Here is a 19,330-nt window from a genome sequence, read left to right on the forward strand (position 1 = left end):
CGTGCGGCAGCGGGTGGCCACCCTGGTGTGGCGGGTCGTGCTCGCGGGCGGGCTCGTCTGCGGGATCGGGCTGCTGCCCTGGCTCACGCACACCGACCCGGCGTACACCGTCCTCAAGGCGCGGTCCGCCGAGCGGGAGCCGACGCCCGAGGTGCTCGCCGACATCCGGCACCAGCTCGGGCTCGACGGCGGGCCGCTGCACCTACTCGGCGAGTGGCTCGGGGGGTTGGTGCGCGGTGACGCGGGGGAGTCGTGGATCTCCGGCGGGGACGTCCTGCCCGGTGTGCTCCAGGCGCTCGGGGCGTCGCTCCTGCTGATGGCCGTCGCGCTGCTCGTCGCCGCCGTCACCGCCGGGCTCGTCTGCGCCCGTACGCTCCGGCTGGGCGCCCGGCGACGGCTCGACGGGCGGCGCGCCGGCGGGACCGTGTCCGCGGTCCTCGCCTCGCTGCCCGAGTTCCTCGTCGCCTCCGTGCTCGCCACCGTCGTCGGGGTGCAGCTGGGGTGGCTGCCCGCGCTGGGGTGGTACGGGTTCCAGTGGACCGTGCTGCCCGCGCTCGCCCTCGGGGTGCCCGCCGGGGCCGTGCTCGGGCGGCTGCTCGACGATCTGCTGCCCGGCGCGTTCGGCGAACCGTGGGCGTTGGCCGCGGCGGCCCGCGGGCTGACCGGACGGTCGATCGCCCGCCAGGCCGTACGGCGCTGCGTGCCCGCGCTGCTGCCCAACCTCGGGCTGTTCGTCGTCGGACTGACCGGCGGTGCCGTCGCCGTCGAGCAGGTCTTCGACATCCCTGGCCTTGGGCGCACCACGCTGCAGGCCGCCCTCGCCCAGGACCTTCCCGTCCTCCAGGCCGGCACCCTCGCCCTCGTGCTCCTCGCCGCGCTCGCCACCGGTGCCACGCGGCTCGCCGCCCGCCTGCTCACCGGGCCCGCCCTGCGCGACGGCGCCCTGTCCTCCCTGCACCGGCCCGCCCCGCCGGCCCGCGCACTGCCACCCCTTCTCTACGGCGCCGTCCTGGCGGCCGTCGTCGGGCTCGGGCCGGCCCGGGACCCGCTGGCCCTCGACACCGGGCAGAAGCTGCGGGCTCCCTCCCTCGACCACCCCTTCGGCACCGACGCCCTCGGCCGCGACCTGCTCGCCCGCGTCGGCCACGGGGCGCTGGACACCCTGCTCCTCGCCTCCGCCATCACCGCCGCCGCGCTGCTCGCGGGCGTCCTCCTCGGGCTCGTACCCCGCGTGTCCGCGCCGCTCGTCGACACCGTCAACGCCGTACCGCCGGTACTCGTCGCCCTCCTCGTCACCGCCGTCGCGGGCAGCGGGGCGGCCACGCCCGCGCTCGCCGTGGGCGCCGTCGCCTGGGCGCCGCTCGCCACCCACACCGCCGCGCTGCTGCGGCAGGAACGCGCCACGCTGCACCTCACCGCCACCAGGGGGCTGGGCGCGGGGCGGTCGTACCTGCTGCGGCACGAGTTGCTGCCCGCCGTGCTGCCGCCGGTCCTGCGGCACGCCCTGCTGCGGCTGCCCGGCGTCGCCCTCGCGCTCGCCTCGCTCGGTTTCCTCGGCCTCGGCGCCCAGCCGCCGTCGCCCGAGTGGGGACTCCTCCTCGCCGAGAACCAGCCCTACGCCGAGCGCGCCCCCTGGGCGGTCCTCGCCCCCGCCGCCGTCCTCGCCCTGCTCGGCGCGCTGGCCGTCACCGCGGCCGGGGTGCTGCGCGGGCCCCGGCGGCGGGCTCCCCGTACCGCCGCCGGGATCGTCGACGTACAGCCCGCCCCCGAGAAGGAACCGGTCGGCGTCCGATGACCTCCGCCTCCACCGGCCGGACCGCGAAGGCGAAGGCCACCGGCCGGGGCGCCCCGCTCTCCTCGTTGCTGCGGCTGCTCATCCTCACCCAACTCGCCTTCAACATCGGGTTCTTCGCCGTCCTGCCCTTTCTCGCCGAGCATCTGGGGCGGTCCGTCGGCATGGCGGGGTGGCTGGTCGGGTTCGTGCTCGGGCTGCGGACCTTCAGCCAGCAGGGGCTGTTCGTGGTCGGCGGGGCGCTCGCCGACCGGTACGGCATCCGGCCCGTGGTGCTCGCCGGGTGCGTGCTGCGGATCGCCGGGTTCGCGTGGCTCGGGTTCGCCGAGCGGACCTGGGCCGTGGTCGGCGCCGTGCTGCTCATCGGGTTCGCCGCCGCGCTGTTCTCACCGGCCGTCGAGTCCGAGGTCGCCCGCCAGGCCGTGGTGTGGGAGGCGGAGGGGAACGGGGACCGGACGCGGGTGCTCGCGCTGTTCACCGTCGCCGGGCAGGCGGGGGCGTTCGTCGGGCCGCTGCTGGGTGCCCTGTTGCTGGCGGTCGACTTCCGTACGGCGTGTCTGGCCGGGGCCGGTGTCTTCGTGCTCGTCCTCGCCGGGCACGCGTGGCTGCTGCCGCAGCACATTCCCGGGCGGGCGCGCGTACGGTTCGGCGGCGGGGCGCGGCTGCTCCTGCGCAACCGCCGCTTCCTCGCGCTGTGCTGCGCGTACGGCGCCTATCTGCTCGCCTACAACCAGCTCTACCTCGCGCTGCCGGCCGAGGTCGAGCGGGCCGCCGGTTCGCAGGCGCCGCTGGCCTGGCTGTTCGCGCTGTCCTCGCTGCTCGTGGTGGGCGCGCAGCTGCCGGTGACCCGGTGGGCGGGGAAGCGGCTGGCGCCGCGCCGGTCGATGGTGGCGGGGCTCGGGCTGATCGCGGCCGGGTTCGCCGCCGTCGCGCTCGCCCGGCCGGCCGGGTGGACGGGGGTGGGCGGTCTGGCGCCCGCCGCCGGGTTCGTCGTGCTGCTCACCCTCGGGCAGATGCTCGTCGCGCCCGTCGCCCGCGCCTGGGTGCCGGACCTCGCCGAGGACGGGCGGCTCGGGCTGTACACGGGAGCACTGTCCTCGGTCTCCGGGCTCATCGTCCTCGCGGGCAGCTCCGCGACCGGCCTCCTGCTGGACACGGGGCTGGACACGGGGCTGGAGACGGGGCTGGAGACGGGGCTGGAGACGGGGCTGGACACCGGCCTGTCGGCCGCGGTGCCGTGGCTGGTGCTGGCCGCCGTACCGCTGGCGGCGGCGGGGTTGCTGCCTCGGCGGGACTGAGTTCCGACCCGGGGGGCCGTGGGGCGGCCACAACACCTGCTCACCTACCGGCCGGCCCCCGCCCCTCACCGCGCCGCAAGCTCCCGTACCGCCCGCCGCGCAGGTGTCCGCGTCGGGCGCGTGCTCCGCCACAGCCACAGGACGTCGCGGCCGAAGGACCACACCAGGAGCCCCAGTGCCAGCGCCACCACCCCGGCGTTCGCCACGCGCGGCAGCAGGTCCGCGCCGGCCAGGAGCAGCAGTACGCCCTGGAGCGCGGCCACCGTCTTGCGGGCCGTGCTCGGGGGCAGTGGGGCGGTCAGCCACGGCCACAGCCGGGCCGCGGCGACGAACACGTAGCGCATGCCGCCGATCAGCAGCACCCACGGACCCAGGTCCATCGCGACGTACACGCTGAGGACCAGGATGAGGAACGCGTCGACCTCCATGTCGAAGCGGGCGCCGAGCTGCGAGGACGTGCCGGTGCGGCGGGCGACCTTGCCGTCCACGCCGTCCAGGATCAGGGCCACGGCCGTGAGGCCGACGAGGAGGGAGACGGGCGGCGCGCTGCGGAAGGAGTCCGCGACCAGCGCCGTCACCCCGCCGACCAGGGTGGCCCGGCCGAGGGTGACCCGGTTGGCCGGGCCGAACGACGCCGGCCGGGACCGGTGCAGGGCCCGTGCCAGCACCGCCCAGGTCGCGAACGCGAAGGCGAGGCCGGTCAGCCAGCCCGCCGTGCCCATCCCGATCGCCGTGCCGAGCAGCGCCAGCAGCAGGATCTGCGCGCCCGCGCCCACAGCGGTCTCCTGCTGAACGGGCCTAGGGGGTGTCGTTTGGATCTTGCCGGGGTCGCGGGGTCTGGCACGCACATCTGCGGCGTTGTCGTCGGTTGCCAGGGCTCCGCCCTGTCGCCCTCCTCCGCCTTGCAGCTGCACGCGCCAGACCCCGCTCGGGCCGGTTGCAAGGCGCCGTTGCCTGGAGCCGGCCAGATCCAAACGACACCCCCTAGCGTCGTAAGCGTCGTACGTGTTGTTCAGGGCCACCGAACACCCTCCGGCCGTGTGACAGAGTCGATCATCGCCGCTACCTTGTGCGCGGCTGTGCATCCCTCGGTACGTGGGCGGCTTCCCGATCGTTCAGGAGGACATCCGATGACACGCAGGGCACACGCGTTCTGGCTCGACTCGCCCGGCCGGGGCACGATCCGCGAGGTGGAGCTGCCGGAACCCGGTGCGGACGACGTACTGGTGCGCACGCTCCACAGCGGCGTGAGCCGGGGCACCGAGACGCTCGTCTTCGCCGGCCGGGTGCCCGAGAACCAGTACGCGGCGATGCGCGCGCCGTTCCAGGAGGGCGACTTCCCCGGCCCGGTGAAGTACGGCTACCTCAGCGTCGGCGTGGTGGAGGAGGGACCGGACGCTCTCGTCGGGCGTACCGTCTTCTGCCTCTACCCGCACCAGACGCGCTACGTCGTCCCGGCCGCCGCCGTCACCCCGGTGCCGCCGACGGTGCCCGCCGCGCGGGCCGTGCTCGCCGGCACGGTGGAGACCGCCGTCAACGCCCTGTGGGACGCCGCGCCCCTGGTCGGCGACCGCGTCGCGGTGGTCGGCGGCGGCATGGTCGGCTGCTCGGTGGCCGCCCTGCTGGCCCGCTTCCCCGGCGTCCGGGTCGAGCTGGTCGACGCCGACCCGGCCCGCGCGAAGGTCGCCGAAGCACTCGGCGTGGGCTTCGCGTCCCCCGCCGACGCGCGCGGCGACCGGGACCTGGTCGTGCATGCCAGCGCGACCGAAGCCGGGCTCGCCCGGTCACTGGAGCTGCTGCGGCCCGAGGGCACCGTCCTCGAACTGAGCTGGTACGGCGACCGGCCCGTCACCCTCCCGCTCGGCGAGGCATTCCACTCCCGGCGCCTGACCCTGCGCAGCAGCCAGGTCGGCACCGTCTCCCCGGCCCGCGGCGCCACCCGCACCTACGCCGACCGGCTCGCCCTCGCCCTCGACCTGCTCGCCGACCCGGCGCTGGACGCCCTCGTCACCGGCGAGTCCGCGTTCGCCGAACTGCCGGACGTGCTCCCGCGGCTGGCCTCCGGCGAGATCCCCGCCCTGTGCCACCGCATCCGGTACGACCGGGAGGGCGTCGGCGCCTGACCTTGCCTGACCTTGCCTGACCTTGGCTGACCTTGAGAAAAGACGTACGGGCCGCTGAACAAGGGAAGACCTCCAGCCGTAATAGACGGCACCCCGCGCAGCGATCGGCGGGGGATCAGACGTGCCACACCTGGAGGGTCGTCCGTTGTTCAGCATCACCGTCCGCGATCACATCATGATCGCCCACAGCTTCCGCGGCGACGTCTTCGGGCCCGCACAGCGTCTGCACGGAGCGACGTTCCTGGTGGACGCCGCCTTCCGGCGCGAGCAGCTGGACGAGGACAACATCGTCGTCGACATCGGACTGGCCACGCGCGAACTGGGCGCCGTCGTCAGCGAGCTGAACTACCGCAACCTCGACAACGAACCCGACTTCGCCGACGTCAACACCTCCACCGAGTTCCTGGCCAAGGTCGTCGCCGACCGGCTCGCCGAACGCGTCCACAAGGGCGCCCTCGGTGAGGGGGCCAGGGGCCTGGCCGGCCTCACCGTGACGCTGCACGAGTCGCACGTCGCCTGGGCGAGTTACGAGCGTGCGCTGTGACCGACACGTCCGTCGAGGCGGCGGCCGGACGCACCCGGCTCACCTACGTCCCCACCCAGATCCCCACCCACATCGCCACGCGGGCCGCGTCCGTGAGGAACGACGGGATCATCCCCATGTCCCTGCGCTCCGTGCACTTCGTCGTGCCGGGCGGGATCGACGATCCGGCCGCCCCGAGCGGCGGCAACGCCTACGACCGGCGGGTGCGGCTCGACCTGCCCGGCTTCGGCTGGCGGGTACGGGGGCTGCCCGTCGACGGTGACTGGCCCCGGCCGGACGACACCGCCCGCGCGGAACTCGCGCGCGTTCTGCGCCGGTTGCCGGACGGCGCGGTCGTCCTGCTCGACGGTCTCGTCGCGTGCGGGGCGCCGGAGATCGTCGTCCCGGAGGCCGAGAGGCTGCGCATGGCCGTCCTCGTCCACCTCCCGCTCGGCGACGAGACCGGCCTCGACCCCGCCGTCGCCGCCGAACTGGACGCCCGTGAGCGCGCGGTGCTGCGGGCCGTGCCGGCCGTCGTCGCCACCAGCGACTGGGCGGTGCGCCGGCTCGTCTCCCACCACGGCCTCGACCCGGGCCGCGTCCACGTCGCCGCGCCCGGCGCCGACATCGCGCCCCTCGCACCCGGCACCGACGGCGTCTCCCGGCTGGTGTGCGTCGCCGCCGTCACTCCGCGCAAGGGCCAGCACCGGCTGGTGGAGGCGCTGGCGGCGGTGTCCGACCTGCCGTGGAGCTGCGTGTGCGTCGGCGGGCTCGGCCACGACCCCGAGTACGTCGAACAGTTGCGGGCCCTCGTCGCGCGGCACGGCCTGGAGGACCGGCTGGTACTCGCCGGGCCGAGGGCCGCCGCCGAACTGGACGCCACCTACGCCACCGCCGACCTGATGGTCCTCACCTCGTACGCCGAGACGTACGGCATGGCGGTGACCGAGGCCCTCGCACGCGGTATCCCCGTGCTGGCCACAGACGTCGGCGGCCTCCCGGAGGCGGTCGGACGCGCGCCCGACGGAGGGGTGCCCGGCATCCTCGTCCCGCCGGAGGACCCGGCCGCGCTCGCCGCCGAGCTGCGCGGCTGGTTCGGGGAGGCGGACGTACGACGCCGGCTGAAGAGCGCCGCCCGGGGCCGCCGCGCCGCGCTGAACGGCTGGGCGAGTACGGCCCAGAGCCTGGCCGGCGTACTGCACCGGCTGCCCGGCGAGCCCGGGGGGACGGCATGAGCGAGTCCACGACGGGCGTGATCCCCGGCGCGGGCCCGACCGGGCCGCCCACGGCAGGGTCCACGGCCCGGCCCACCGCGTCCGCCCCCGCCTCGGCCGAACGCGCCACCCTGCGCCTGCGCGAGGCCTCCGCGCCCGACGCCCCAGACCCCGACGACCCGCCGCGCTACGCCCCCGAATGGCTGCGGCTGCGCGAGCCCGCCGATGCCGCCGCGCGGGCGCACGACCTGCTCGATCCGCTGCGGACCCACCTCGCGGGACCGCCGGGGTGGACGGGCGGACTGGTCGTGCACGACCTGGGCTGCGGCACCGGCTCGATGGGACGCTGGCTCGCCCCGCGCCTCGACGGCGCCCAGCACTGGGTGCTGCACGACCGCGACCCCTACCTCCTGCACTTCGCCGCCGTCGGCGCCCCGCGCTCGGCCGCCGACGGCAGCCGCGTCACCGTCGAGACGCTGCGCGGGGACCTCGCCCGCCTCACCCCGGACGCGCTGTCCGGCGCCGGCCTGGTGACGGCGGCCGCGCTCCTCGACGTCCTGACCACCGACGAGGTCGGCACCCTCGCCGCCGCCTGTGCCGCGGCCGGCTGTGCGGCCCTGCTGACCCTGTCCGTCGCCGGACGCGTCGACCTCACCCCCACACACCCCCTGGACGCCGAGATCGCCGAGGCGTTCAACGACCACCAGCGCCGTACCGGCCTGCTCGGCCCCGACGCGGTCACCGCGGCGGGGGACGCCTTCGCCGCGCACGGCGCCACGGTGCGGGCCCACCCCAGCCCCTGGCGGCTGGGCCCCGACGAGGCCGGACTCACCGCGCAGTGGCTGCGGGGCTGGGTCGGTGCTGCCGTCGAACAGCGCCCCCAACTGCGCGAGCGGGCTGAGGCGTACCTGGCCGAGCGCCTCGCGGCCTGCGCCGACGGCACCCTGCGCGTCGTGGTCCACCACACCGACCTGCTGGCGCTGCCCCGGCCGACGGGCGGGGCGTCGTGAGCGCACCGACCGTACCGGCGGACCTCCGTACCGCACCGCCCCGAGCGGAAACCTCCACCGGCGACACCGCGCCCCCGCCCCCGGCCCGCCGCGCCCTGCGCACCCACCTCGGGACCCTGGCGGGCACCGCCATCCTCGCCGTACTCCTGTGGCGGATGGGAACCGGCGTCTTCCTGGACGGGCTGCGCCGGATCGACGCGCCGACCGTGCTCGCGGCGCTCGGTATCGGGCTGGTCACCACGGTGTTCAGCGCCTGGCGCTGGGCCCTGGTGGCCCGGGGACTGCGCATCCGGCTGCCCCTCGGACCGGCCGTCGCGGACTACTACCGCGCCCTGTTCCTCAACGCCGCCCTCCCCGGCGGCGTCCTCGGCGACGTGCACCGCGCGGTGCACCACGGGCGGAGCGCCGGCGACCTGGGGCGCGGTGTGCGGGCCGTCGTCCTCGAACGGGTCGCCGGACAGCTCGCGCTGATCGGCGTCGGCGTCGTCGTCCTGCTCACGCTGCCGTCCCCGGTGCTGGGCGAGGCCCGGCGTGCCGCCCCGCTCGCCGTGCTGGGCGCGCTCGGCGCGCTCGCCGTGCTCCTCGCCCTGCGCATGAACCGGGCGCCGGCGCGCGGCGGGCGGGCCCTGCGGGCGACACTCGGCGAGGCACGTCAGGGGCTGCTGTCCCGGCGGAACCTGCCGGGCGTCGCGGTGTCGTCCGTGGTCGTACTCGCCGGGCACCTGGTGATGTTCGGGCTCGCCGCCCGGGTGGCCGGCAGTGGCGCCACCGTCGCCCAACTGACCCCGCTGGCCGTGCTGGCGCTGCTCGCCATGGGACTGCCGCTGAACGTCGGCGGCTGGGGCCCCCGGGAGGGCGTCACGGCCTGGGCGTTCGGCGCGGCCGGGCTGGGCGCGGGCACCGGGCTGGGCGTGGCCGTGGTGTACGGGGTGCTCAGCTTCGTGGCGAGCCTGCCCGGTGTCGTCGTCCTCGTCGTCCGCCGGTTCGCGGGCCCCGACGGCTCCTACGGCCGCCCCGGCCGCTCCGGCCTCTTCTCGGCCGTCAGGAAAGAGAAATACGTCCCGAAGGAATCCGCGAGGCTCGCCAGCAGTTCCTTCCCCTTTTCCGCCGAACCCAGCGAAGGACGCCCGATGACACCGGAATCGGTATAGGCGGACATACCGAGGGAGAGCAGATGACGCCGGTCGTCCGCGACGAAGTCGGCGGTCTCGTAGCCGGGCCGGACCGATTCGGGGTGCGTGTGCAGAAGAATGGAGGTCTCGATTTCTCCCGCGTGCATGTCGGTGAGCAGCGAGGTGGCCACCCCCGCCCGCCGGCGCGCCCCCTCCCAGTCCTCCGCGGCCGGGAACAGCGCCATCCGCTCGCCGCGTGCGGAGGACTCCTGGACGACGTTGCCCAGTACGTAGTTCCCGCCGTGCCCGTTGACCACGACCAGGGCCTCGACACCCGAGCGGCGCAGCGAGGAGGCTATGTCCCCGACCACCGCGTGGAGGGTCGCCGAGGAGATGCTGACGGTTCCCGGCCAGTCCGCGTGCTCGTGCGAGCAGCCGATGGTCACCGGCGGGAGCAGGTGCACCGGGTACGCGGCGGCGATCTCCCGGGCGACGGCGCAGGCGACGAGCGTGTCGGTCGCCAGCGGCAGGTACGGGCCGTGCTGCTCGAAGCTGCCCACCGGCAGCACCGCGACCTGCCGCGGGAGTTCGGCGCCCCGCCTGCGCACGTCCTCCGAGGTGTCCGCCGGCACAAGTGAAGCATCCATTCCCGCACGGCCTTTCGTCTCTGTTGGGCAACCTGTTGAGAGATCTGTTGAGGAACGCGAGAATCATGACAGAAAAAATTGGTGTACTCGGCAAGAAGGCATCGCAGCGCACGGACGTGGAACGCGTAGTGGTGACGCCGCTGCCCACCGTGTACGGGGAATTTAGGGCATTCGGCTATTTCGACCACGAGCGCGGCGACGAGCAAGTGGCGCTCGTGTACGGCGACCTGGGCGCCGAGGGTGTGCTCACCCGGCTGCACTCGGAGTGCCTGACGGGCGACGCCTTCGGCTCCCAGCACTGCGAGTGCGGTGACCAACTGGCCTCCGCGCTGCGGTCGGTGGCCGCCGCGGGCAGCGGTGTCGTCGTCTACCTGCGCGGCCACGAGGGACGCGGCATCGGGCTGCTCGCCAAGCTCCGCGCGATGGCGTTGCAGGCGGAGGGCCTGGACACGGTGGAGGCGAACCTCGCCCTCGGCCTGCCGGTGGACGCCCGGGACTACGGCGTCGCCGCCCGCATCCTGGGCGACCTCGGGGTGCGGTCGGTGCGCCTGATGTCCAACAACCCGCGCAAGCGCGAGGCGTTGGTGCGGCACGGCATCCAGGTCGCCGAACAGGTGCCGCTGCTGATTCCGCCGTGCGAGAGCAACATCACCTATCTGCGGACCAAGCGGGAGCGCCTCGACCACCACCTGCCCCACCTGGACGCGCTGGCCCACCTGACGTCCTGAGCCCGGCGGCCGGCTCAGTCCGTGACGGCCTCGTGCACCAGCCGCTTCAGGTCCGGATAGACGGTGTGCGAGGACCGGGGCCGCACCTGGGTCATGAACTGCACCGTCAGATCTCGGCCCGGGTCGACCCAGAAGGTGGTCGTGGCGACCCCGCTCCAGCCGTACGTGCCGAGTCCGGAGGGCGACTGCGTGCGGCTCGGGTCGGTGACCACGGAGACGCCGAGGCCGAAGCCGACGCCGTCGTTGCCGGGCTGGTCGTGCGCGGGGCGGCTGCCGAGGGCGCGCAGGTCGGCGCCGCCGGGGAGGTGGTTGCGGGTCATCAGGTCCACCGTCCCGGGGGCGAGCAGCCGGACGCCGTCGAGTGCGCCGCGGCGCCGCAGCAACTCGGCGAAGCGGTGCACGTCGTAGGCGGAGGAGACCAGGCCGCCGCTGCCCGACAGCAGCCGCGGCCGGCCCCGCAGCGGCAGGCCGGGCACCGGCTCGATGCCGCCGTCGTCCGTCTCGCCGTACAGCTCGGCCAGCCGCTCCGCCTGCTCGTCGGTGACGTGGAAGCCGGTGTCCGTCATGCCGAGCGGGCCGAAGATCCGGTCCTCGCAGAACGCGTCGAGCGGCTGTCCCGACACCACCTCGACGAGCCGCCCCAGGACGTTGCTGGCCACCGAGTAGTTCCACTCGGTGCCCGGCTCGAACTGGAGCGGCAGGCTCGCGTACAGGTCGACGGTCTCGGCCAGGTCCGCGCTCGGCCGCACCGACGACTCCAGACCGGCCGCCCGGTACAGCCCGTCCACGGGGTGGGAGTGGTAGAAGCCGAAGGTCAGCCCGGCGGTGTGGGTCATCAGGTGCCGGACGAGGACCGGGCCGTCGGCGGGGCGGGTGACGGTGTCGTCACCGGACCCCCGGACGTACACCCGCGGCTCGGCGAAGGCCGGCAGGTACCGGGCCACCGGGTCGTCCAGGGACAGCCGGCCCTCCTCCACCAGCGTCAGCACGGCGACGGACGTGACCGGCTTGGTCATGGAGTAGATCCGCCACAGGGTGTCGGCGGTCACCGGCAGGCCGGCCGCGAGGTCCCGCCGGCCGTGCACGGTCAGATGCGCTACGCGCCCGCCGCGGGCGACGGCCACCAGGAACCCGGGCAGCCGTCCCTCGTCGACCTGCCGGGCGAAGTGCAGGTCGAGCCGGTCCAGCGCCTCGGCGTCCAGCCCGGCCGCGCCCGCGTCGGTCTCCTGCCGCAGGGGTGGCATCGCCATCGTTCTCCTCGGTCGTTCGTCGAAGACCCGTCCGGCATACCCCGCGTACCCCCCTTCGGAACTCATGATCCACCGGGACGGCCGTCAGGCCGTGACCTTCTCCGGTTCGGCCGCCTCGCGGTCCGCGCGCTCGCCGAGCCGCTCTGTCGGCACCTTGTGGGTCTCGCGGGCCGTGAGCGCGGCGATCACCGGCGGGACGCACAGCGCGGCCGTGAACAGTGCCACCGCGAACCAGTCGTCGCCGTCCGGACCGGCGATCTGCGCCGCGAAGGTCACCGCGAACCCGGCCACCGCGAAGCCGATCTGCGTGCCGATCGCCACGCCCGACAGGCGGACCCGGGTGGAGAACATCTCGCCGTAGAAGGCCGGCCACACGCCGTTCGCGGCGCTGTAGACCACGCCGAAGGCGACGATGCCCAGCAGGAACGTCAGCGGGTAGGAGCCGGTGGAGATCGCCCACAGGTACAGGAACATCGTCACCGCGCTGCCGACCGCGCCGATCAGGTACACCGGACGCCGTCCGATCCGGTCGGACAGCGTCGCCCACAGCGGGATCGCGGCGAGCGCGACGACGTTGGCGAGGGCGCCCACCCACAGCATCGCGGTACGGGACATGCCGACCGCGTCACTCGTGGCGTACGCGAGCGCCCACACCGTGAAGATGGTGCTGACCGAGGCGATGAGCGCGCCCGCGACCACCCGCAGGACGTCCGCCCAGTGGTCGCGTGCCAGCACCGCGAGCGGCATCTTCACGACGCCCTCCGTGGCCGCCTGCTGCTCGAAGGCCGGGGTCTCGTCCAGGTTGCGGCGGATGACGTAGCCGACGACCGCGACCGCCACGCTCAGCCAGAACGGCACCCGCCAGCCCCAGGCCAGCAGGTGTTCCTCGGGGAGCGCGGCGACGGGCAGGAAGACCAGGGTGGCGAGCAGTTGCCCGCCCTGGGTGCCGCTGAGGGTGAAGCTGGTGAAGAAGCCGCGTTTGTGCCCCGGCGCGTGTTCCAGGGTCATCGAGTTGGCGCTGGCCTGCTCGCCCGCCGCCGATATGCCCTGCAGGACCCGGCACAGCACCAGCAGGACCGGGGCGAGGGTGCCGACCTGGTCGCGCGTGGGCAGACAGCCGATGAGGAACGTCGAGACGCCCATCAGGATCAGCGTGAACACCATGATCTTCTTGCGGCCCATGCGGTCGCCGATGTGGCCCAGGAAGAACGCGCCGACCGGGCGGGCGGCGTACGCGACGCCGAACGTGGCCAGCGACAGCAGGGTCGCGGTGGCCGGGTCGGACTCGTCGAAGAAGACCTCGGGGAAGATCAGCGCGGCGGCGCTGCCGTAGATGAAGAAGTCGTAGTACTCCAGCGCGCTGCCGATCCAGGCGGCGGTCGCGGCCTTCTTCGGCTGGCCGGGCGGGGCGGCGCCCTGGGACGCGGGGGCGGGGACGGACACGGCTTGCTCCTTCGGGGGACTCCACCGTAGGCGGAGTGAGCGGAGGGGACGACGAACCAGACGAACCAGACGACCCAGACGACCCAGACGACTCGGACGACCCGGGGGACGCGCTCGGCTAATTAACCCACTGGGTAGTTAGTCGCGGTTGGGAAGGGATGTTGCGCGCAGGTTTCCCACCTGTCAAGGGGTCCGGTCGTCCCGAGGCGCCGGCGTTCAGTCCGCCGCGCGCTCCGCCGTCAGATAGGCGATCACCATGTCGCCCAGCATCGCCCGGTAGTGCTCGCGCTGGTCCGGCGCGACCAGGTCGCGCCCGAACAGGGCGCCGAAGGTGTGCCGGTTGGCGACCCGGAAGAAGCAGAAGGAGCTGATCATCGCGTGCAGGTCGACGGCGTCGACGTCGGCCGTGAAGAGGCCGGAGTGCTGCCCCTCCTCCAGGATCCGGCGGATCACGTCGAGCGCCGGGGAGCCGATGCTGGCCAGCATCTCCGAGGACGCGATGTGCTCGGCGTCGTGGATGTTCTCGATGCTGACCAGGCGGATGAAGTCGGGGTGCCGCTCGTGGTGGTCGAAGGTCACCTCGGCGAGGCGCCGGATGGCCGCCACCGGGTCCAGGTGGTCGACGTCGAGCTGCTGCTCGGCCTCCCGGATCACGCCGTACGCCCGCTCCAGCACGGCCGTGAACAGCTGCTCCTTGCCGCCGAAGTAGTAGTAGATCATCCGCTTGGTGGTGCGGGTGCGGGCGGCGATCTCGTCGACGCGGGCCCCGTCGTAGCCGGCCCGGGCGAACTCCCGCGTCGCCACGTCGAGGATCTCGGCCCGGGTGCGGGCGGCGTCGCGGGTGCGCGTGCCGGTTCGTGCCGGTTCGTCGACGCTGGTCATCGGGTTCCTTCGGCTGCGGGGCGGCTGCGGGGCGGCTGCGGGGCGGGACTGCGTGCTGGGGGGCGTGCCGGTGATTGTAGAAGCCTCCGCCTTCCCTCACGCCCCGCCCTCCTGCTATGACTAACGTACTGGTTCGTACATTGCTTCCTCGGGCAGCAGCCCGAGCCGCTCAGGAGGTCGTCCCCGGTGGCCAAGGACTCGTTTCTCGTCGGACTGATCGGTTCCGGCATCGGCCCGTCGCTCAGTCCGGCACTGCACGAGCGGGAGGCCGGCCGGCAGGGTCTGCGCTACCTGTACCGGCTGATCGACATCGACCGCCTCGGTGTCCCGCCCGAGGCGGTGGGCGACCTGGTGCGCGCGGCCCGGGACCTGGGCTTCGACGGGCTGAACATCACCCACCCGTGCAAGCAGCTCGTCATCGACCACCTGGACGCGCTCGCCCCGCAGGCCGAGGCGCTCGGCGCGGTGAACACCGTCGTCTTCGACGACGCCGGCCGGGCGACCGGCCACAACACCGACGTCACCGGCTTCGCCGCGTCCTTCGCCCGCGGACTGTCCGACGCGCCGCTGGAGCGGATCGTGCAGCTCGGCGCCGGCGGGGCGGGCGCGGCCGTCGCCCACGCCACGCTCACCCTGGGCGCCGGTCGCGTGACCGTCGTCGACGCGCTGCCCGAGCGGGCCGCCGCCCTCGCCGCCCAGCTGAACGGGCACTTCGGCGACGGGCGCGCGGCCTGCGCCGGCCCGGACGGGCTGCCCGGGCTGCTGACCGGCGCCGACGGCATCGTGCACGCGACCCCCACCGGCATGGCCGCCCACCCCGGCCTGCCGCTGCCCGCCGGGCTGCTGCACCCCGGGCTGTGGGTCGCCGAGGTCGTCTACCGCCCGCTGGAGACCGAGCTGCTGCGCACCGCCCGCGCGCTGGGCTGCGCCACCCTCGACGGCGGCGGCATGGCCGTCTTCCAGGCCGTGGACGCGTTCCGGCTGTTCACCGGGCGGGAACCCGACGCCGTGCGGATGCTCGCCGACATCACGGGCCTCGCCGGTGCCGTGGCCGCCCCCGAGTAGGAAGAGGTACCGACGTGCGGACGTCCATCGCCACCGTCTCCCTCAGCGGATCCCTGACCGAGAAGCTCACGGCCGCCTCCCGGGCCGGCTTCGACGGCGTGGAGATCTTCGAGAACGACCTGCTGGCCAGCCCGCTGACCCCCGAGGAGATCCGCGCCCGCTGCGCCGACCTCGGCCTCACCATCGACCTCTACCAGCCCATGCGGGACGTCGAGGCGCTGCCCGAGGAGGAGTTCGCCCGCGCGCTGCGCCGCGCCCGGCACAAGTTCGAGCTGATGCGCAGGCTCGGCACGGACACCGTCCTGGTCTGCTCCAGCGTCTCCCCGCACGCCGTGGATGACGACGACCTGGCCGCCGGGCAGCTCAGCCGCCTCGCCGACCTGGCCCGGGAGCACGGGGTCCGCGTCGCCTACGAGGCGCTCGCCTGGGGCCGTCACATCAGCACCTGGGACCACGCCTGGCGCGTCGTCGAGAGCGCGGACCACCCCGCGCTCGGTACCTGCCTGGACAGCTTCCACATCCTCTCGCGCGGGAGCGAACCCAAGGACCTCGGAGGAATCGCGGACATCCCCGGCGAGAAGATCTTCTTCCTCCAGCTCGCCGACGCCCCGCTGCTCGCGATGGACGTCCTCCAGTGGAGCCGTCACTACCGCTGCTTCCCCGGCCAGGGCGGCTTCGACGTCGCCGGACTGCTGCGGCACGTGCTGCGCGCCGGCTACACCGGCCCCCTGTCGCTGGAGGTCTTCAACGACGTCTTCCGGCAGTCCGAGGCCGGACCCACCGCCGTCGACGCCCGGCGCTCCCTGCTGACCCTCCAGGAGAGCGTCGGGCTCGCGGCACCGCCCGCGCCCGCCGCACCCACCGGGGTCGCGTTCGCCGAACTGGTCACCCCCGACGCCGCGCCCGTCTCGGCGGTGCTCGGCGCGCTGGGCTTCGCCCGCACCGCACGGCACCGGGGCAAACCCGTCGACCTCTGGGAGCGCGGCGAGGCCCGGGTCCTGGTCAACACCGGTCCTGCCGAACGCCGCGAAGGCACCCGGCTGGCCGCCGTCGGCCTGGAGTCGCCGGACCCGCGGGGCGCGGCCCGCCGTGCCGAGGCCCTGCTCGCCCCCGTGCTGCCGCGCCGCCGCGCCCCGGGCGACGCCCCGCTGGAGGCGGTGGCCGCGCCCGACGGCACGGAGCTGTTCTTCTGTGCCACCGGGCGCCCGGGACTGCCCGACTGGCGGGCGGACTTCGAGGACACGGGGGTCGTCGCCGACGCCGACGCCGACGCCGACGCCGTCGCCGAGGCCGAGGCCGACGCCGCCTGGCGCGTCGACCACCTCTCCCTCACCCAGCCCTGGCACCAGTTCGACGAGGCGGCGCTCTTCCACCGCGGCGTCCTCGGACTGCGCCCGCAGGAGAGCGTGGACGTCGCCGATCCCTACGGACTGCTGCGCAGCCGCGCCGTCAGCACGGACGACGGCGCCGTCCGGATCGTCCTGACGGTCGGCGCGGCACCCACCGACGACACCGCGCACGCCCAGCACATCGCCCTGGCCACCGACGACGTGGTCGCCGCCGCCCGCGCCTACCGTGCCGCCGGCGGCACGCTGCTGCCGATCCCCGCCAACTACTACGACGACCTCGCGGCCCGCTTCGAGTTCGCCGACGGTGAGCTGGAGACGTACCGGGAGCTGGGCATCCTCTACGACCGCGACGGGTACGGGGAGTTCCGGCACTGCTACACCCACACCGTCGGCCGCCTCTTCTTCGAACTCGTCCAGCGCGACGGCGGCCACCGCGGCTACGGCGCGGCCAACGCGCCGGTGCGGCTGGCCGCCCAGCACGCGGCGCGGGGCCTCACTGGCGGCTGACGGTGCGGGTCAGGCCGGTGATCACCGTCGTGGCCAGGATCCAGCCCGTGATGATCAGGACGTAGGACAGGCTCTGGTACCAGCTCTCGGGCGAGAAGGCGTTCTCCTGGCCGAAGGAGATCACCGGCAGCAGCAGGTCGAGCGTGTAGAACACCGGGTTGAAGTCGGGGGCCTCCTGCGGTTTGAGCGGCGGCGGGTGGTGCAGCCCGTACGCCACCGAGCCGACCGCCAGCAGCGACAGCAGCCAGCCGCCCGCGCGCAGCGGCCGGAAGCCGTAGCCGACGGTGACGTCCTGGAGGTGCCCCCACAGGCGGCCGTACCAGGGCAGGGTGCGGCGCCGGCGTCGCTGCTTGGCGAGCTGCACCAGCCGGGCCGCGTCGTCGTCGCCGATCCGGCGGTAGGCGGCGGTCAACTGCTCGTAGGTGAAGGGGAGGTAGCTGTCGCCCATCTCCAGCATCGGCAGCCGCCGCTCGGCGGGCTCGTGCGGGATGAGCGACGTGTAGGTGAGGTCGTTGAGCTGGACCCAGTCCGCCACCACGTCCGGCTGGACGAACAGCACGTCCACCTGGGCGCGGCGCAGATTGAGCGTGCCCTCCACCACCGGACCCTCGCGCAGCCAGAGTTCACCGATCACGCAACTGCTGGCGCGCAGCGCGGTACCCCCGAGGTTGGCCAGCCGGGCGTGCGACAGGTCCAGCCGGCCGGGTATCCGCGCGCCGCGCAGCTCCAGCCGGCCCCGGACGTCCGCGTGCCGCATCACCATGTCGGCCTCGGCCGCGAGCGTCTCGGCCTGGAGGGCGGTGCCGCCCGGCCGGTCGAGCACCGCGTCGGTGAGGTTGACCGTCCCGGTCACCCGGGCCCCGTTGAGGCGTACCTCGCCCCGGGCGTGCAGGCCGGGCGCCCACAGGTCGGCCCCGAGTACCGCCTGGTTCAGCTGGAGCACGGGCCCCTCGGCGTCCGGGGCGTGGATCCGCGTGCTCTCCAGGTACAGGCTGCCGGTGATCTCCGCCCCGCCGAGCCGCACCATCCCGCCGAACCGGGCGCGGGTCAGCCGCAGTACGCCGTCCACCCGCACGGCGTGCCCGATCAGTCCTGGCAGTACGGACTCGCTCAGGTTCAGCTCGCGCAGCCGCGCCGCGTAGAGCCTCGGCGTCTCGTCGAAGTGGCAGTGCCGCAGCCGTACGGGGTGGTCGACCTCCGCGTACTGCAACTCCAGCACTCCGGTGACGCGGGCACCCGCCAGGCTCAGCGCGGCCACCTCGCCGTCCTCCCGGGGGCCGTCCAGCAACAGGGCGCGTAACACGGCCGCCCGCACGGTCCGTTCGGGCCCCCAGGAGGCCCCGTCGGCGGGGTCCTCGTCGTCCGCGGCGCGGAAGTCCACGGCCGTGCCCGTGGCGAACGCCCGCCAGACGCGCGCCTCGGCCGGTGTCAGGTCGTTGATCTCCATCGCGGGGACTCTGACCCGAACCGGCCGGTCGCGTCAACGTGATGCCGGCGCGGCGTGCTACTTCTTCGACGCCTCCACGGCGTGCCCGCCGAACTGGTTGCGCAGCGCGGCGATCATCTTCATCTGCGGCGAGTCGTCCTGCCGGGACGCGAACCGCGCGAAGAGGGAGGCCGTGATCGCCGGCAGCGGCACCGCGTTGTCGATGGCCGCCTCGACGGTCCAGCGGCCCTCGCCGGAGTCGTCCGCGTACCCGCGCAGCATCTCCAGGTGGTGGTCCTCGTCGAGGGCGTTGACGGCCAGGTCGAGCAGCCAGGAGCGGATCACGGTGCCGTCCTGCCAGGAGCGGAAGACCTCGCGGACGTTGTCCACGGAGTCGACCTTCTCCAGCAGCTCCCAGCCCTCGGCGTAGGCCTGCATCATGGCGTACTCGATGCCGTTGTGGACCATCTTGGAGAAGTGCCCGGCACCGACCTTGCCGGCGTGCACGAACCCGTACGGGCCGTCCGGCTTGAGCGCGTCGAAGATCGGCTTGAGGTCGTCGACGTGCTCCTTGTCGCCGCCGACCATCAGGGCGTAGCCGTTCTGCAGGCCCCACACACCGCCCGAGACACCGGCGTCGACGAAATTGACGCCGTGATGGCCCAGTTCCTCGGCGTGCCTCTCGTCGTCCGTCCAGCGGGAGTTGCCGCCGTCGATGACGGTGTCGCCGTGCCGGAGCAGGGTCCCCAGCTGGTCGATGACGTGCTGGGTGGCGGCACCGGCCGGGACCATCACCCAGACCGCTCGCGGCCGGTCCAGCCGCTCGACCATGTCGACCAGGCTGTTCACGTCGGCCCGCTCGGGATTGGTGTCATAACCGACGACGGTGTGGCCGGCGTTGCGCAGCCGCTCGCGCATGCTGCCGCCCATCTTGCCGAGACCCACAAGACCGATCTGCATG

At 74.1% G+C, this 19,330-nt stretch carries 16 protein-coding genes and 1 pseudogene; 10 read left to right on the plus strand and 7 right to left on the minus strand.

Translation table 11 applies throughout. The annotated features are described in order from the left end of the window. Position 1 precedes the first annotated feature (1 nt). A complete protein-coding gene (locus tag ACFWR9_RS01425; RefSeq protein WP_383833709.1) occupies positions 2-1,795 on the plus strand; it encodes an ABC transporter permease subunit in 1,794 nt (597 codons plus the stop codon). Continuing rightward, positions 1,792-3,090 carry an MFS transporter gene (locus ACFWR9_RS01430; protein WP_383833711.1) on the plus strand — a complete coding sequence of 433 codons (1,299 nt, stop codon included), beginning with the start codon at positions 1,792-1,794 and terminating at the stop codon, positions 3,088-3,090. The genes ACFWR9_RS01425 and ACFWR9_RS01430 overlap by 4 nt, the downstream gene beginning before the upstream one ends. A gap of 65 nt (positions 3,091-3,155) precedes the next feature. Here the strand turns inward: ACFWR9_RS01430 and ACFWR9_RS01435 are convergent, their stop codons facing one another. After that, positions 3,156-3,866, minus strand: coding sequence for a CDP-alcohol phosphatidyltransferase family protein (locus ACFWR9_RS01435; protein WP_383833714.1), 711 nt, complete (start codon positions 3,864-3,866; stop codon positions 3,156-3,158). Positions 3,867-4,220: 354 nt separating this feature from the next. Between ACFWR9_RS01435 and ACFWR9_RS01440 the strand changes: the two genes are divergently transcribed. The 5 genes and pseudogenes from ACFWR9_RS01440 to ACFWR9_RS01460 all read left to right on the plus strand — a co-directional run. After that, complete coding sequence (locus tag ACFWR9_RS01440) at positions 4,221-5,213, plus strand: zinc-binding alcohol dehydrogenase (protein WP_383833717.1); 993 nt, start codon at positions 4,221-4,223, stop codon at positions 5,211-5,213. A gap of 145 nt (positions 5,214-5,358) precedes the next feature. After that, on the plus strand, positions 5,359-5,757 hold the full coding sequence (locus tag ACFWR9_RS01445; RefSeq protein ID WP_383833720.1) for a 6-pyruvoyl tetrahydropterin synthase family protein: 399 nt from the start codon (positions 5,359-5,361) through the stop codon (positions 5,755-5,757). Further along, positions 5,754-6,971, plus strand: a complete 1,218-nt coding sequence (locus ACFWR9_RS01450; RefSeq protein ID WP_383833723.1) for a glycosyltransferase family 4 protein — start codon at positions 5,754-5,756, stop codon at positions 6,969-6,971. The genes ACFWR9_RS01445 and ACFWR9_RS01450 overlap by 4 nt, the downstream gene beginning before the upstream one ends. Next, positions 6,968-7,960, plus strand: a complete 993-nt coding sequence (locus ACFWR9_RS01455) for an SAM-dependent methyltransferase (protein ID WP_383833726.1) — start codon at positions 6,968-6,970, stop codon at positions 7,958-7,960. Before ACFWR9_RS01450 ends, ACFWR9_RS01455 begins: the two co-directional genes overlap by 4 nt. After that, positions 7,957-8,907 (plus strand): annotated as a pseudogene (locus tag ACFWR9_RS01460) (lysylphosphatidylglycerol synthase transmembrane domain-containing protein); the annotation flags it as partial. The gene ACFWR9_RS01455 and the pseudogene ACFWR9_RS01460, both read left to right, overlap by 4 nt. Before the next feature lie 56 nt (positions 8,908-8,963). On the opposite strand, the gene ACFWR9_RS01465 reads toward ACFWR9_RS01460, so the two are convergent. Beyond that, complete coding sequence (locus ACFWR9_RS01465) at positions 8,964-9,719, minus strand: creatininase family protein (protein WP_383833728.1); 756 nt, start codon at positions 9,717-9,719, stop codon at positions 8,964-8,966. A 65-nt stretch (positions 9,720-9,784) separates the two neighbouring features. Here ACFWR9_RS01465 and ribA point away from each other — a divergent pair, with 65 nt between their 5' ends. After that, positions 9,785-10,447 (plus strand): GTP cyclohydrolase II, encoded by a 663-nt coding sequence (gene ribA / locus ACFWR9_RS01470; protein ID WP_376348120.1) that lies wholly within the window; start codon positions 9,785-9,787, stop codon positions 10,445-10,447. A gap of 14 nt (positions 10,448-10,461) precedes the next feature. Here the strand turns inward: ribA and ACFWR9_RS01475 are convergent, their stop codons facing one another. The 3 genes from ACFWR9_RS01475 to ACFWR9_RS01485 form a co-directional block, all read right to left on the minus strand. Next, positions 10,462-11,691: a serine hydrolase domain-containing protein gene (locus ACFWR9_RS01475; RefSeq protein WP_383833991.1), complete on the minus strand. Its 1,230-nt coding sequence runs from the start codon at positions 11,689-11,691 to the stop codon at positions 10,462-10,464. Positions 11,692-11,781: 90 nt separating this feature from the next. After that, positions 11,782-13,140, minus strand: a complete 1,359-nt coding sequence (locus ACFWR9_RS01480; RefSeq protein WP_383833731.1) for an MFS transporter — start codon at positions 13,138-13,140, stop codon at positions 11,782-11,784. Positions 13,141-13,356: 216 nt separating this feature from the next. Continuing rightward, positions 13,357-14,022, minus strand: coding sequence for a TetR/AcrR family transcriptional regulator (locus tag ACFWR9_RS01485; RefSeq protein WP_383833734.1), 666 nt, complete (start codon positions 14,020-14,022; stop codon positions 13,357-13,359). A 186-nt stretch (positions 14,023-14,208) separates the two neighbouring features. Between ACFWR9_RS01485 and ACFWR9_RS01490 the strand changes: the two genes are divergently transcribed. Together ACFWR9_RS01490 and ACFWR9_RS01495 are read left to right on the plus strand one after the other, a co-directional pair. Next, on the plus strand, positions 14,209-15,087 hold the full coding sequence (locus ACFWR9_RS01490) for a shikimate dehydrogenase (protein ID WP_383833737.1): 879 nt from the start codon (positions 14,209-14,211) through the stop codon (positions 15,085-15,087). A gap of 14 nt (positions 15,088-15,101) precedes the next feature. After that, positions 15,102-16,943: a TIM barrel protein gene (locus tag ACFWR9_RS01495; protein WP_383833739.1), complete on the plus strand. Its 1,842-nt coding sequence runs from the start codon at positions 15,102-15,104 to the stop codon at positions 16,941-16,943. On the opposite strand, the gene ACFWR9_RS01500 is transcribed toward ACFWR9_RS01495, so the two are convergent. Both ACFWR9_RS01500 and gnd read right to left on the minus strand, forming a co-directional pair. Further along, positions 16,930-18,390, minus strand: coding sequence for a membrane-associated oxidoreductase (locus ACFWR9_RS01500; protein WP_383833742.1), 1,461 nt, complete (start codon positions 18,388-18,390; stop codon positions 16,930-16,932). The two genes, ACFWR9_RS01495 and ACFWR9_RS01500, sit on opposite strands and share 14 nt — an antisense overlap. A gap of 57 nt (positions 18,391-18,447) precedes the next feature. After that, a complete protein-coding gene (gene gnd / locus ACFWR9_RS01505) occupies positions 18,448-19,329 on the minus strand; it encodes a phosphogluconate dehydrogenase (NAD(+)-dependent, decarboxylating) (protein WP_383833745.1) in 882 nt (293 codons plus the stop codon). Position 19,330: the final 1 nt, after the last annotated feature.

It is taken from the genome of Streptomyces sp. NPDC058534 (assembly GCF_042717365.1).
Lineage (GTDB): Bacteria > Actinomycetota > Actinomycetes > Streptomycetales > Streptomycetaceae > Streptomyces.